Source organism: Nonomuraea sp. NPDC049649 (assembly GCF_040675175.1).
GTDB lineage: Bacteria > Actinomycetota > Actinomycetes > Streptosporangiales > Streptosporangiaceae > Nonomuraea.
This window is the reverse complement of sequence record NZ_JBFAOH010000030.1, coordinates 58,126-72,808: the sequence shown is the minus strand read 5'-3', so window position 1 is coordinate 72,808 and position 14,683 is coordinate 58,126. Positions and strand designations below refer to the sequence as shown.

Annotated in this window: 9 protein-coding genes; 5 read left to right on the top strand and 4 right to left on the bottom strand. The window is 64.7% G+C overall.

The annotated features are described in order from the left end of the window. Window positions 1-635: 635 nt before the first annotated feature. Window positions 636-1,301 carry an ISAs1 family transposase gene (locus tag AB0J42_RS28630; RefSeq protein WP_364299746.1) on the top strand — a complete coding sequence of 222 codons (666 nt, stop codon included), beginning with the start codon at window positions 636-638 and terminating at the stop codon, window positions 1,299-1,301. Beyond that, on the top strand, window positions 1,298-1,756 hold the full coding sequence (locus AB0J42_RS28625; protein WP_364299744.1) for a transposase: 459 nt from the start codon (window positions 1,298-1,300) through the stop codon (window positions 1,754-1,756). The genes AB0J42_RS28630 and AB0J42_RS28625 overlap by 4 nt, the downstream gene beginning before the upstream one ends. Window positions 1,757-2,838: 1,082 nt before the next feature. Here the strand turns inward: AB0J42_RS28625 and AB0J42_RS28620 are convergent. From AB0J42_RS28620 to AB0J42_RS28610, 3 genes are all read right to left on the bottom strand, one after another. Next, window positions 2,839-8,397, bottom strand: coding sequence for a LamG-like jellyroll fold domain-containing protein (locus AB0J42_RS28620; protein WP_364299742.1), 5,559 nt, complete (start codon window positions 8,395-8,397; stop codon window positions 2,839-2,841). Between the two features lie 307 nt (window positions 8,398-8,704). Further along, on the bottom strand, window positions 8,705-10,240 hold the full coding sequence (locus AB0J42_RS28615; RefSeq protein ID WP_364299740.1) for a hypothetical protein: 1,536 nt from the start codon (window positions 10,238-10,240) through the stop codon (window positions 8,705-8,707). 535 nt (window positions 10,241-10,775) lie between these two features. Then, complete coding sequence (locus AB0J42_RS28610) at window positions 10,776-11,309, bottom strand: hypothetical protein (protein ID WP_364299738.1); 534 nt, start codon at window positions 11,307-11,309, stop codon at window positions 10,776-10,778. A gap of 236 nt (window positions 11,310-11,545) precedes the next feature. On the opposite strand from AB0J42_RS28610, the gene AB0J42_RS28605 reads away from it, so the two are divergent. Then, on the top strand, window positions 11,546-12,187 hold the full coding sequence (locus AB0J42_RS28605) for a MerR family transcriptional regulator (RefSeq protein WP_364299736.1): 642 nt from the start codon (window positions 11,546-11,548) through the stop codon (window positions 12,185-12,187). On the opposite strand, the gene AB0J42_RS28600 is transcribed toward AB0J42_RS28605, so the two are convergent. Next, complete coding sequence (locus tag AB0J42_RS28600; protein WP_364299734.1) at window positions 12,171-12,845, bottom strand: ThuA domain-containing protein; 675 nt, start codon at window positions 12,843-12,845, stop codon at window positions 12,171-12,173. The genes AB0J42_RS28605 and AB0J42_RS28600 overlap by 17 nt on opposite strands. A gap of 122 nt (window positions 12,846-12,967) precedes the next feature. Between AB0J42_RS28600 and AB0J42_RS28595 the strand changes: the two genes are divergently transcribed. Then, on the top strand, window positions 12,968-13,828 hold the full coding sequence (locus tag AB0J42_RS28595) for an RNA polymerase sigma-70 factor (RefSeq protein ID WP_364299732.1): 861 nt from the start codon (window positions 12,968-12,970) through the stop codon (window positions 13,826-13,828). A 27-nt stretch (window positions 13,829-13,855) separates the two neighbouring features. After that, a complete protein-coding gene (locus tag AB0J42_RS28590) occupies window positions 13,856-14,617 on the top strand; it encodes an SDR family oxidoreductase (RefSeq protein ID WP_364299730.1) in 762 nt (253 codons plus the stop codon). Window positions 14,618-14,683: the final 66 nt, after the last annotated feature.

Genomic DNA, 14,683 nt, shown 5'->3' with positions numbered 1-14,683 from the left:
AGGACTCTGGACAAGCCCCATCCTCCCAGCTCAGAGGCACTTTTCTCATGTAAACGATCAGCCCGGCTCAAATTCCCCGTGAAAGCCCGAGGCTAACGCGTGGATCCTTGACGATTTCCCGTGCGCGCTCCGACCACACGTTGTAGATCGCCCCGTGCCACAGCCTCGCGACCGCTGTCTCCTTCAGCTCCGAGACTTCCAGCTCGAAAGGCGCGAGCAGAGCGGCGTCCTGCGGCGTCAGCAACTCGGCCCAAAAGCCGGAAACGCGACGTCAGCGACGCGCCTACGGCGGGATCGCAGTCATCGAACCCGCGTGCACGGCAGTAGCCGGAATGGTCCCACGAGATCGGAAACACTCCATTGCTGCGCGGTGGGGAGAAGAGTACGACATCGGGGTGAGACGCCGAGATCTTGAGCGCTTCGGTCTCGCTCATGGGGCAGGGTGATTTCAATGTCGCCCATCTGGGGCGATCGTTCCCCCGTGTTCGAATCGGTCGCCGTTACGTATCGTGACACCGAAACAAGGATGACCTTCTGTCTGTGATCATGGGAGTTCTCACGCTTCCAAATCACCTACAAGAAGGCCATCGGTGTCAGTTTCTCACGCCCGTACCGATGTTGGACCACTGCTGGAGATGCTGGCAGGTATCACCGATCCACGTGATCCACGCGGGATCCGGCACCCTCTGGTGGCCGTGCTGGGAGTCGCCGTGGTGACGACGCTGACCGGCGCCGCCAACTATCGGGAACTGGGCTCGACGGCCGCTGACCTGCCGCAGACCCTGCTCGGCCTGCTGGGCGCGCGCCGGCATCGACTCGGCCCGTACCTCGCCCCCAGCGCGGCCACCCTGCGACGCGTGCTGATCAGCGTGGACGCGGGCGAACTCGACGCCGCAGTGGGCGCATGGCTGCGTGCGCACGCGTCCTGCGATGAGCAAGGGTGGGCGATCGCGCTGGACGGCAAGGATCTTCACGGCGGCTGGAACTCCGACGGGCGGCTGGTGCTGTTCTCGGCGATGACACACCGCGGGGAGGGCCGGGACGCCGTGGTACTCGGGCAGATCGCCGTCCCCGAGGGCACCACCGAGACCACTCAGGTCTGCTCCCTGCTGGCCGGCATCGACATCGCCGGAGCGCTGGTCACCTCCGACGCGGCGCACACCTGCGCCACCACCGCCCGCGACCTGGTCGAAAAGCATCAAGCCGATTATCTGCTGACGATCAAGGGCAACCGGTCATCGCTGTATGCCGCCGCCCTGAGGCTGGGATGCGAACTGATCGCCGAAGACCCGCTCATGTGAGCACCGAACGCGGACACGGGCGGATCAACCGGTGGACCACCTGGGCCACCGACATCACCGGCGATGGCATCGGCCTGCCGTATGCCGCCCGCCTGGCGGTCATCCGCCGCGACGTGGCTGACCTGGCAGGCCAGCCCCGCAGCAAGCAGGTCGTCATCGTGGTCACCAGCCGCGTCCACCTGTCGGCGGCAGAGATCGCCGCCCACGCTCGCCGGCACTGGGGCATCGAAAATCTGGAGCATCGTGCCCGCGACACCGTCTGGCACGAAGACGACCATCAGGCCTACCTCGGCAACGGCCCGCGAACCATGGCCACGCTGCGCAATCTGGCCCTCGGCCTGTTCACCATCCACGGCATCACCAAGATCAAGGAGACAGTGCAAGCGATCGGCGGCAACCCCCTGCGCACGCTCCCACTACTCACGCAGCGTCATACCCAGCCGTCAGCCATCTGACTTTGAAATCGCCCTGCTCATGGGGCTTCGCGAATCCGACGACCAGCATCACTCTAGTATCCCCGGCGCGTATCAAGTTCTCGAGCGTGCCAAGAACCTGTGTGGTCTCTCGAATCTGGTCCGGTTCCTGCCCCAGCTCGCGGTTGGCCTCGCTGAGCTGCCAGTTCCGCAACCGGGGAATGACGGCCAAGCCGTCGGAATCCGTCCTGATCTCCAAGTCCTGCCTGCCGAGCACTTCCGTGAGCGGCCGTCTCAGCCACCGCGGCTCTACAACCACCCGCACGTCCTCGCCATGGACTCTCAGAAAACGCGCCCGGCGAGCAACCCGCTGGCGCCAGGCATGCGACGAGCAGCGCCCACCAAGCCAGTCTCCGCACTGCTACCTCTACAAATGACTTCGGGCACGACAATAGGCAAGGCGAGCCCGGCGAAGACGTCCACCGGGCTCGCCAGTTGCGTGCGAGGGCCACGTTTCCTCGATCGCCCGAGACGAACAGGACGATCAGGTGGTAGCCTCCATCAGCCGAAATGGATCAGGAGGGACGACCGCCCCGTGAGTCATTGAGGCAGGTGACCCATTCAAGAGACTGCACCAGTACCCATCTGACTACTTATTATCGACTGACATTTACCTTATCGCCTCGACGGACTATCAATAGGTAGATTATGGCTACTGAAATTGCTAAACTAAATAGCTGGCTGGCATTCATCTTGCCAATCACAGTGATGGTCGAGTAGATCGCTACAGCCGACTCCACAATGATCGCACCACTCTCTCCCCACCTCTTATCACGCAAAATAGATAGCGCCAAGATCGGCGGGAGGAGAACACTTGCGAGAACAAAGATCGAAACAGGGGGAAGTATAGATAGCTCCCAGGACACTATACGGCCTGTGAGTATTATAAATATCTTCACCGTTAGCCCGATAAGAACAACTCCAGCCTGTGCCCACATGAGAGTCACGGCGAGCTTCCGAGCGTTACCTCTCGACTGCATGAGCATGTCTACTTTCTAATTCAAGTCTGCCGGCGTACCCCGAAAGGCCGCCGGCAGACTTACCAGTCTATGCAATCCGTTGACTTACCCGGGTAGGTATTGGGTTGACGCTCTGACCCAGCAGCTCTCCGTTCTCATCGGATCACCGTTGTAGCCCCTGAATGGGAACGTCACAGTGACGCTCATGTCGTGACGAATGCTGTCGAACCAGCACAAGCCTAGTATCCCCCCCTCACAATCTACAGAGAAGGGCCGGATCTTTCCGGGAAGAGGTATCTGCGCCTTCAGGTGACCTGAATCAGATTGTAGCGAATAATAGGCAGAATCGGACGATTTGCCGAATCCTGTTGATGCTCCACCCGTATCGACAGATACAGACCCAACAGTCATGGAGAATTTCGCGATTGTACTAAGATTGATCTTGAGGTTTTTTACCAGATTCTTGTTTGCAGCTCTAAATGCCGGTGTGACCGTGACGTGAACCCACCCCTGGAGTTCTTCAACTCGCACTGTGGTCGGTCCACCTAAGATATAGTTGTGGTTACCCGACCATCGAAGCGTTCCTCCAGCTTCGATGGTCATCCCGGACAGGGGACTCTGCTTACCATATGTGCGTATGGAACAGATACGCTGTCCGAAATCGCATCTCGCCGTATAGTCGTAGACCATGTCGCCCGACTTTTCTCTTCCACACCATGTATCACTTGAAGAGGCCTTGTACATGGTCCGGTTCTGGGCGAAGGTCGATGGGGCACCTCCGCAATTTCCTGACCCATCGAGCATCATATCCATGTCGCTGACGTCGACATCTACGACAACAGACACATGCCTTATGTGTCCACACGAACTAAACGAGTAGTCGAAGGTGTCGGTAAGTTCTGTCGGCTTAGACTTCTCGTTTCCATCCTTATCTCTGGTGACGTCTGTCCAACTGCGATCAACAGTCGCTCGAAGCGTCGGACTGCCATCCGGACCGTTGTAGGCAAATACGTTGCGTATGGATACTGACGTATCAGTACGTTCCGTATAGCTTAGGTCTAGCCCTTCCTTCTCCGCGGTGAGAGTCGGATTGGTAAGAGACAGTTTGGCAGTGACAGGATTGCGCGGGTCCAGCGCGGCCTGACCTGAGGACCGTGCGGAACTAACTGTGCTGGACCATACGTCAGGGTAGCTGCCCTCGACGACGCCACTTTGTCTCAGATAGTACTCCTGCACAGTGACTTTGAGCTGCTCGGTACCAACGGACACACATTCCGGCACTGAGGAGGTGGCGAGCGGTCTCGGAGTAAGCGAAACCGTCTCCCAGCTTCCTCGGCCGAAGGAAGTTTTAGCAGCTACTCTTACTGTATACGTCTGACCATTTGTCAGACCTGTGATCGTGATAGATGGCTTGTCTGCACTAGTTGATGCCACGACCTCCCCCGCTACAGTCAGCACCTCTACCCTGTATTCTTCTATCAGGGCAAGAGACCCAGTACTTACAGGAAGCCCCCAAGAGACGATACCGCCACTATCTCCGGGATGCACAGTGATATCTTCGACTTTACTCGGGGGAGCAGCCGGCCGATAGGTAATCGTAAGGCTAGGCTGAGCCTGTGAAGTGACATCACCAAAAGTGATGGGCGTCATGCTGTCAGCCTTGAGCAGTAGCCATGAATTCTGATCACCCACAATATCAACAGCAGGCTGTGCGATATTCACCTCGTATCTCGAGTCACTATTCGCAGTTTCGATGATATTACTGATTGTGGTGTCCTCAGTGACCTGAGATTCTAGGCGGCTGATCGCTATATTCGTATTTTCTGGGCACGCAACTGGCGAGCATGCTGGCGTGCCGAGCATGAGCTGTGATTCGATAGGAACAGCCCCATCCGGAAGTTCGTCTATCCTGAACCCGATCATTGCGGCCGTATTATTTACTCCACTCCCTCCTATCCGTATTACCGTATCGTCAACCACCTTGCAGGCCGAGCCAGCGCATGCGGTCGGGTCGGTCTTGGCAGTCTTGATGACGAAACTGTCCTTGCCCAGCGTCAGGTTGCGGACATCCTCGGCAGGGGGCGGCGGCGGTGTACCAGGCGTGGTAAAGGTGACGGGAGCGGTCTTGGAAGTACAGGCCTCGCTACCTCGTCCGTCCTCAACGGCAACTGTCGCACCCTTGGTGAACTTTTGCCCACTGGTTGTAAAAGGAGCACCGCCCAGCGGGGTGTTCATATCGGTGGTGATCTCGACAACCGTCTGGGCGCGGTTGTAGACACGGACTTCGTCGATGACGCCGTCGAAGTACTCGCCGTAGATGGTGTTGCCGCCGATGTGGAAGTCTCCGGCGTCGTTCTGGATGTTGCCGGAGATGCGCTCTTCGCCGATCTGGTTGCCGTTGAGGTAGAGGCGAGCCCACCTGCCGTCGTAGGTGACGGCGAGGTGGCTCCAGGTGTTCACTCGGAGCCGGCTGGTGCCCCCCACCTCCTTGGGCTCGCCCTGGGTTGTTACCCAGCCAAGAGGAGTGGAGCCGTCGGAGGCGTGCAGGCCATAGGACAGGTCGTAAATGGTGTCGTAGTCCTTACCCATGACCGCGTACCAGTCGTCAACCCTCGATGGTTTCACCCAGGCCGAGAGCGTCATTCCGGAGCTGAGCCGGAGCGAAGGGTGGTCGTTGACGGCGACGAGACCGAAGATGCCGTCGAAGGACAGCCCCTTGCCATATTTGCCGGTGACCCAGGAGGTGTCGATGGCAGTGCCGTGGTTGGTGCCCGTCACATCGTTGACAGTGGAGCCGCTGCCTTCGTTCATCCCGTACGCGGCAACCAGCCCAGTCGGGGTTGGTGCAGGGGTGGGCGTCGGGTCAGGCGTCGGATCGGGATCCGGGGTCGGGGTCGGATCGGGATCAGGATCGGGGGTTGGCGTCGGATCCGGGTCCGGATCGGGTGCCGGATCCTGACCTTGAGGAGCGTTGACGCAGGCGACCATCTGCCACTTGTAGCTGCTGCCCGGCTGGACAGTGTTGGCAGGAATCTGGAAAGAGGCACGCTGGCCGCCGTTGACCGTACGACTGCCCAGCGGAGCAGAGCCGACAGGAGCACCAGTGCTGTCGTACAGGTAGTACTTGGCCGTAACCGGGTTCCCGGAGGGCCGGTTGACCATGCCCGAGAGGATCGGCTGGGTCGGGTCGGCCATGCCGGTCTGGGTGTCCGACGGGAGTACCGGAGCATCGCTGGTGATGCGGTAGGCCGGGCTCTCGTTACACGAGGGCGGGGTGATGCCGGCGCGACATGCCTTCACCACGAACTTGAAGCTGGCCGGGTTGTCCAGCGTGAAGACCTTGTCCAGCACCTGCCCTGACGGGATGTTGTTGTGCGAGGTGGTGCCGGGCACGCCGACCAGAGCGCGGAGCTCGTTCGCGCTGAGCGCCCGCTGGTAGACGTGGATGTCGTCCATCGCCCCCTTGAGGGGGCCGTCGAGAGCGCTTGAGTGGCCGATCTCGAAAGCGCCTCGGGCATTCCAGCTGACGGTGTGGTCCCGTTCGCCAGCCAGCACGCCGTCCACGTACAGGCGGATCTTGCCTGCGTCCTTGTCGTACTGGGCGGCCACGTGCGTCCACTCGCCGATCTTGGCCAGATGCTCCGACTGAATGACGGTCTCATGGATGGTGTCCGGGATGTCCCGATTGATCATGGACAGCACCCAGCGCTGATCGTACTCCGGAGCGTCGGACGTCTGATAGGAAAGCGTGAAACCGGGCAAATTCGTGCCCATCTGGGACAGCACGTTCTGCTCTTGTGTGCTGTTATCCAGGCGCACCCAGGCGCTCGCCGTGAAGCTCTGGTTGGTGTTGATCACCGGCCCGCTGGTCGCGGCGTGCCCTCCGGTGAACGTCACCGCCTGGCCGAGCTGGCCCGGCGTGCGGGTGTGCGCGCCGCTCAGGGTGGCGTTCCGGTTGTTTCCGGACGAGTCGGTCAGGGTGGTGCCGGAGGTCTCGTCCAGCTTCCAGTACGCGGCCTCACCCCCGGGCAGTTCGACGGCCGGCGGGGCCATGGTGGAGTCGTTGACCGTCACCGTGTAGTTCAGCGGCGTCGCCTCGGGCACGCTGGACTTATAGGTCACCTTGACGTTGGTGCTGCGGGCGATCGCGTCGTTGCCGTCCATCGAGTCGATGGACTCGGCGGTCACGGTGGGAATCTCCGGCGGCAGCACCCAGTCCACGCTCAGCTTCGGCACGTCCTGATTGAACAGCTGCGGCCAGAACGAAAATGACTCAACCTCGTTACGCGGGGGCGCGGTCTCTTGGGTCAGCTTGAGCAGCAGGCCGTGGTTGGGCGTTCCCGAGGCCCACAGGCGCGTCATCGCCGTCAGGTCCCAGCTCCAGACCGCACCGCTGGTGCCAGGCAGCGCGCACGGGTCGATCGCGGCGCGGCCTTCCTCGGTGCTGGTGGGCTGGTTGCCCCAGTAGGTGTTGTCGGCCACCCAGGACTTGGTGATCCGCTGGGCCACGATGCCCTGGAACTCACTGCAGTTGATCACATCGTCACGCAGCCGCAGCTGCATGGTGGCCTTGGTCACCTGCTTGCCGGCGATCGAGGCGGTATCGAAGGCCATCAGGGTGCGGAAGAGCTGATCGGCGCCGGAGTAGTCCGCCGCCCTGCCCACCATGCCCGCCACCGTCTGGTAGTCGGGGGACGCGATGCCGACCTCTTGGGTGACCCCCAGCGTGGTAGTGGGGTCGACGGTGACCGGATACTGCGTCGCGGGGTCGGCCAACCAGGCTGCGTCCGGCTTCAGCACCAGCGTGGTGGATCCGTCCTTGGACTCCACGCTGGTCTTGATCTTCTTCTGCCGGCCCGGCTTGGTTGCGGAGGGCTTGTCGGCGGCGGCGTCCCACATCAGCGGCGCCGGGGCCGAGGCCGCCTTCTTTCCGTTGTCGCCCTTCAGGGTGAGCCCGCCGGACTTGGTCACGCTGAGCTTGAGCCCCTTGGATTCCACCGGGATGCGGAACTCCACCGGGCCGGTGGGGCGCTCCCGCAGCACGATGTCGTGCCGGAGCCCGGTCGCCAGCGCCGTCACTACCAGGTCTCCCGACGGCCCGGCAACGCCGGGGTAGGTCGCCACGTTGCCCTCGATCTTGGGCTTGGGCAGCGGCGTCGGCCAGGAGAGGCTGAACGAGCGGCTCCGGTCGAGGATCATGGTCGCGAACGGGCCGGATCCGCCCGTGGACAGGCGCACCTTGGCTTTGGCCAGCTTGGGCTTCAGCACGCCGTTCTGCTCGACCAGCGACGGGTCGATCCAAGCCCACGAGCCGTCGCGCTGCCTGAGCTGGGTGGGGCCGGAGTAGGACTCGGTGGTCAGGTGACCGTCCGGGTACGCCCAGGTCCGGGAGGTCTCGGTGAAGGCCTCCTCGACGGTGACGGGCTTGTTGAGCTTCTTCGCTTCCTCCACTGCGGCGCGCAGGGCCGCGTCGGGGTCCTCGGGGCGGGGGAAGGTGGTGACCGCAGGGCCGGTCGCCTTCGCGTTCTGCGGATCAGGGTCGGCCACGGCCTGTCTGATCGGTCCGGCGACCAGCAACGATGCCGCCATCGTGAACACCGTTGCCGACGCGATTCTTCGTTTGGATTTGCTGATGATGCGAGGCCTGTTGCCTAACTCGTTCACAAACATCCTCTACTGGTTGTGAGTTGGGCATGTCGCCCTTGATCATCGACCGGAGGCTCACCATGATCAATATGACATGGATCACAAATAAAAAGAGGATAAATTTGTAACACACACAGGCATCCCAGCGAATCCCAACGGGGCTCACTGTATTGAGTTACGGTAATTGGAATTTTCCAATTCAAGCACTTCCCCGCCAAACTCAGCGCGTAGTCAAACCATCACGATCAGTCGTTGAGAAATGGCTTGAATAGCGCTTCGATTTCCCGTCAACGCGGGCACACTCTGTATCGCGGAGCCTCCAGCGCTATGCACGCAGAACGCTGACCCGGCGACCGGCAGGTGTGACGGCCTGGTCGAAGGTGCCTCGCTGGTTCCAGGGCGCCGCCTCAGGGCGCCGGTCGAAGATCACCAGCACGCCGGTGGTGAGGCTGAGGCGGTCCAGGTAGCCGTCGAGTTGAGCCAGCCCCTCAGGGAGAGGGTCTTCCTTGCCTGCCCGCCAGACCTTCAGCTCCATCGCCTCCCGCTGCACCAGGCGCTCGCCGTCCGGGCCGGTGTAGGGCCAGCGAACCAGCACGTCCAGGCGTTTGGTGCCCGCGGCGTACTCCCGGTCGAGACAGCCGCCGCCGTTGATCAGCCGGTGCAGGAAGGCCATGAGGATGATCTGACAGGCGGCCTCGTGATAGCCCTCCTGGTGGATGATCACCTCGCCGTGCTCCCTCCAGAACACGACGAACTCCCGCAGCAGGCGCTCCAGGTCGAACCGGCCGTCCGGCATCACGAAGCTCCGCGGATCGGCCTTGACCAGCCGCGCCGTGCGATCGCCCAGCACCCGGAGCAGGACTTCGCGATAGATCGGATTGGCGATCTCCAGATCCATGGGCCCGCGAATGAGACCCAGATCGTGGACATAGGAGACATCGTCGTCGATTCGCTCGTCCAGACTCGGCAGCGTGCCGGCCATGATCGGCTCGATCACCCGCTTGACCCGGGGTTCGTGCAACTTGGCCACCAGCGAGTCGAGATGGATGGCGTGCGCCCGTATCAACCGCTCCTTGGCCTCCTCCACGTGACCGACGGTGACGGCGCCGCTCACTCCCATCTCGAAGACGACCTCGTGGGCGAGAGCGTTGACCAGCCACGGCTGGCCCTGCGTGAGCTCGAACACCCGCTCCACCGCGTCCTTGGTGAACTCCTGCCCGGTCGCCTCGGTGTGCTGACCGTACAGATCGGCGATCTGATCGGCACTGAAGTCACTCAGCCGCAGCGACTTGGTGACGATGTTGAACGGGCTGGTCGGATTGCACCGGCCCGGATCTGCGCCGACGGCGGTCCTGTAGTCACGGACGTCGCGCAGCCCGCACAGGATCACGGACGCGGGGAACGGGTGCCCGTCGGGCCGGGCGTTGTGACCGTCGCGCAGCTGGCAGAGGAAGCTGACGAGGCTGTTGCCCTGCAGCGCGTCGATCTCGTCGAAGAACAACACCACCCGGCGCGGGCTCCGGCGGCACCAGGCGCTCAGCGCCGCACTGATCCGGCTGCCCGGCGTTGCCTGCGGCCAGGGGTCCGGCGGCATCAGCTTCTTCGGCCAGCCCGACCGATCGGCGGCCTCGCGGATCGAGTCAAGCAGCATCGACTCCCCCCAGCCCACGTCGTCACCGGCCACCTTCGCGCGCTCGCAGGAGAACGCCAGGGCGGCGACTTCCCCCTCGGCCGTCAACTCGGAGGCCAGGGTGCGCAGACCGGTTGTCTTGCCGGTCTGCCGGGGCGCGTGGACCACGAAGTACCGGTCCATCTCGATCAGCGTTCGAGCCTCGGGAAGCCGCGGTGTGGGCGGGAGCATGTAATGGAGCCGAGGATCACAGGGGCCGGCGGTGTTGAACGATTTCGCTCGGGGTAGGCGCATAGCCACATACTGTCATCATCCCTGCGCTGAACGATGAGATTTCCTCGTCCTATAGAAGTAGCCGCACACCATGAGGGCTTGCAGGAGCCACCAGAGCCGGGAACCCCGTCGAGCGGCTGTCAGGACTTACGCCGTCCTGACCGGTGTCCAGCGAACAGGCACTTACCATCACCGCCACACACACCAGCACCCATCGCCTGGCCCTCCCATCAGTAGTACAGCCGTCGATCATCCTCGGGCCACGGAGCGGGAACGCACTCATAGGAGTGATCACCCTCCTCACAATGGTCCCGGGTTCGTACGAGGCGCATGGTCCTGACTGCTCGGAGAGTCACGGACCACTGACGGAAAGCGATGTGCAAACAGGTGCCCGAGGGGTATCATCTCCATGCCGCCCCCTGCGAGGGGGAGAGGAAGTGAGCCCGGGCTTACCGCCGGAATTGACGGGAACCCGGGCTTTGCGCTGTCCGCGTCAATCGCAGCCTACGTGCTCGATCAGATGATCACCGAGAAGTAGATCCCTCAGAGTCCGGTCGCCCGCCTCAGCCCTCGCGATGATGCCCGCGACCACATCGGGAAGCCAGAGGAGTTCCTCGACCAGAGGGCTGACCCACTCAACATGCATGCCCTGGGGCAGGGCGTCGCGGGCGCGTAGCGCGTTGACCATGTCCAGGTCTTCCCTGTTGCCTTCAGCGTTGCGCCGTTCCATGACGACGCGTGGCACGTCACGGCATGCCAGGTGCCAGAGAAGTCGTTCCAGGCACTTGCGTCGTGCTCGTCGCTGCTTCGCAGGGATGAGACGAGTGCCGATCACGACGACTGTGCTCGGGTGGAGGACCGCTACAGCGCGGGCGATCTCCAGACGGCGTTTCGGTCGTTCGTCACGCCAATGCAGCCGGGGCTGTTTTCTCAGCAGCAGAGCGCGCAGCGCGGCCCGGTGATCGTCCGCATACTCGCAGGGCACGATGACAGCAGCCAGTACGTAGAGGCCTTCGTCGATCCGCATGGACTCGTCTACGTACGCACGTGACTCTCTGAACACGAACGATCACTTTACGGCGTCTCTCCCTCTAGAAGGGCACGCTTTTGCACAGCCGCAGCGTGCCAGGGTCCGTGGCGGCGGCATGGACTGGGGCAGCAGGTCCGGTAACGCGTTGGATGAGTCCGGGTCGAAGGTCCGCTTCATCACGGTGAGCGCGGCCCGCCACCTGCCATGGGGTGGATAGTGCTACTATCCAGTGAATGCGGATGTCCGAGCTGAGCGCCAGGTCCGGCGTCGCCATTCCCACGATCAAGTACTACCTGCGCGAGGGCCTGCTCCACCCCGGCGAGCAGGTGGCCGCCACCCGCGCCGAGTACGACGACTCCCACCTGCGCAGGCTCCGCCTGATCAGGGCGATGGTGGAGGTCGGCAGGCTGCCGATCGCGGCCGTCAAGAAGGTGGTGACCGCCATCGAGGATGAGTCGCTGCCCTTCCACCAGCTGCTCGGCACCGCCCACTACGCGCTGAGCCCCCAGGTCGAGCCGGAGCCGACCCCCGAGTGGGAGGCGGCGAAGGCCGAGGTGGACGCGCTCATCGCCGACCTCGGCTGGCAGGTGGCGCCCGGGGCCCCCGCCAGGAACGACCTGACCCAGACCGTCGCCCGGATGCGCCGCCTCGGCATGGGCGACGCCATCCGCACGTACGCGGAGACGGCGGAGCGGCTGGTGCGGGAGGTCGAGCTGGACACCATTCCGGTGGGCGGCGACCGCGACGCCGCCGTGGAGGCGCTGGTGCTCGGCACGGTCTTGTACGGGCGAGCACTGGAGGCGCTGCGCCGCCTCGCCCAGGAGTCGGAGTCGGCCCGCCGCTTCCGGGGGGACGGGTTCAGTCCCGCACCGTGACGGGGCGTTTCAGCAGCCAGAGCGCGGCCCGCTGGAGCAGCGTGCGGTGGACCTCGTTGTCGTAGGAGCGGGTGTCGTGTCCGAGCGCGTCGTAGAAGACCCGGCCGCGCCGGACGGGGCGGGCCCACATGAGCGGCTGGCCGTTGGCGGAGGCCAGCGGGCGCACGTCGGGGAGCACGTCGAGGTCGCTGTAGACCTCGTCCACCACGTCGAAGTCGCGCAGCCCGTCGACGACGGGGTGGCCGCCGTGGACGCGCACGCTCGTCCAGCCGAGCGGCGGGTGGTGGGATTTGGGCCAGGTCCAGCAGCCGCCCAGCACGCGCGGCCAGCCCTGCCAGTCGTCGAAGCAGATGGAGGCGGCGTGCATGCACAGCAGGCCGCCGCCCTGTTCCAGGTGGTCGAGGAGGGTGGTGCGGGCCTGGGCGGGGAGGGTGAAGCGCCATCGGCCGCGCAGGTCGGCGAAGCGGTCGAGGTCCATCTGCCAGCGCAGCGCGTTGACGGTGATGAGCTGGACCTCCGGCGGCTCGCTCAGGGCGCCCGCCACGTCCTCGGTGACCTCCGACTCGACCCCGACCTCCGCCAGCACTTCGGCGAGCGCCGCCGAGGTGGCGTCGAAGTCGTGGAACGGGCCTCCTGACAGGATCAGATTGCGTGCCACACGCCAAGCTCATCACGCCCGACCCGCCTTTACCACCCGCACAAACGGGATGTTTCCCCCAAGCCCGGCCGCATCCGGGTCCGCCCGATCGCCCACGAGGCGCGGCCGATACGCTGCGCGGCATGACCGAGGCCGACGACTTCGAGACGCACCGGCCCGTGCTGATCGGGCTGGCCTACCGGCTGCTGGGCAGCATGTGGGACGCGGAGGACGTGGTCCAGGACGCCTGGCTGCGCTGGTCGGCGACCGGACGGGAGGAGGTCCGGGAGCCGCGGGCGTTCCTGATCACCGTGGTGTCGCGGCTGGCGCTGGACCAGCTCCGCTCGGCCCGGGTGAAGCGGGAGGCCTACGCGGGGCCGTGGCTGCCCGAGCCGGTCGCCGACGGCGACGCGGGCCCGCTGGACACAGCCGAGCTGCGCGACACGGTGTCGATCGCGACGCTCCACCTGATGGAGCGCCTGTCTCCGCCCGAGCGCGCGGTGTTCGTGCTGCGCGAGGCGTTCGAGCTGCCGTACGACCGGATCGCGGAGATCATCGAGGTCTCGGTGGCGAACGCCCGCCAGATTCACCACCGGGCCGCCCGCCGGCTGGCCGAGGGCCGCGACCGGTTCCGGCCGTCGCCGGAGCAGCACGCCGAGCTGTTCAACCGGTTCATCGCGGCGGCCGCGGAGGGCGACCTGGGCGCGCTCACCGAGCTGCTCCACGACGACGTGGTGTTCTACGGCGACGGCGGCGGCAAGGTCCGCTCGGCGCTGCGCCCGATCGCCGGCCGCGACAAGGTGCTGCGCTTCCTGGCCGGGCTGTGGGAACGCTACCCGTACGGGGGCGCCGCGATCGGCTCGGCCAACGGCCATCCGGTGTTGTGGAGCCGGCTCGGCGAGAACATGCAGCTGCTGGCGGTGGACCTGCGCGACGGCCGGGTCCGCGAGATGTACGGAGTGCTCAATCCGGACAAGCTCGGCCGGGTGCGCCCGCCGTCGTGATCGTCCGGGCGGCTCTATAGTCCAGGCATGGATCTCGGTATCTCAGGCAAGGTCGCACTCGTCACGGGCGGCAGCGCGGGCATCGGGCTCGCCGCCGCGAAGAGCCTGGCGCGCGAGGGGTGTGATGTGTGCGTCGCCGCGCGCAACCCCGAACGGCTCGCCGACGCGGTGGTGGAGTTGCAGGAGTACGGCAAGGTGGTGCACGCCGTGCTCGCCGACGTGGAGGACCCGCAGGCGGCCGAGCGGCTGGTACGTGAGACCCGCGAGGTGGTCGGCCCGATCGACATCCTGGTGGCCAACGCCGGCGGGCCGCCCGCGGGCCGGTTCGTGGACGCGACCGCGGCCGACTGGGACGTGGCGGTGCAGCGCAACCTGCTGGGCACCGTGCGGCTGATGCGGGCGGTGCTGCCGGAGATGCGGGCCCGCGGCTGGGGCCGGATCGTCACCGTGACGAGCAGGTCGGCGCGGGAGGCCATCGACGGGCTGGCCCTGTCGAACGCCACCCGCTCGGCCGTGGCGGGCATGGTGCGCACCCTAGCCCGCGAGGTGGGCGGCGACGGGGTGCTGGTCAACAACGTGATGCCGGGGCAGACCGACACCGACCGGCTGCGCGAGCTGGCCGGCGGCGAGGAGGGGCTGGCGGAGCGGGCCGCGGGCATCCCGGTGGGGCGGGTCGGCCGGCCGGAGGAGATCGGCGACGTGATCGCGTTCCTGGCCAGCGAGCGCGCCTCGTACGTGAACGGGGTCTCGCTGCTGGTGGACGGTGGGGAGAGCCGCGTCATCGCCTGACCCCCCTGCCGTAAACCCCAGAGAAGAAGGCATCCTGCACATAGGGGACGACTGGAAGGCAGGGGC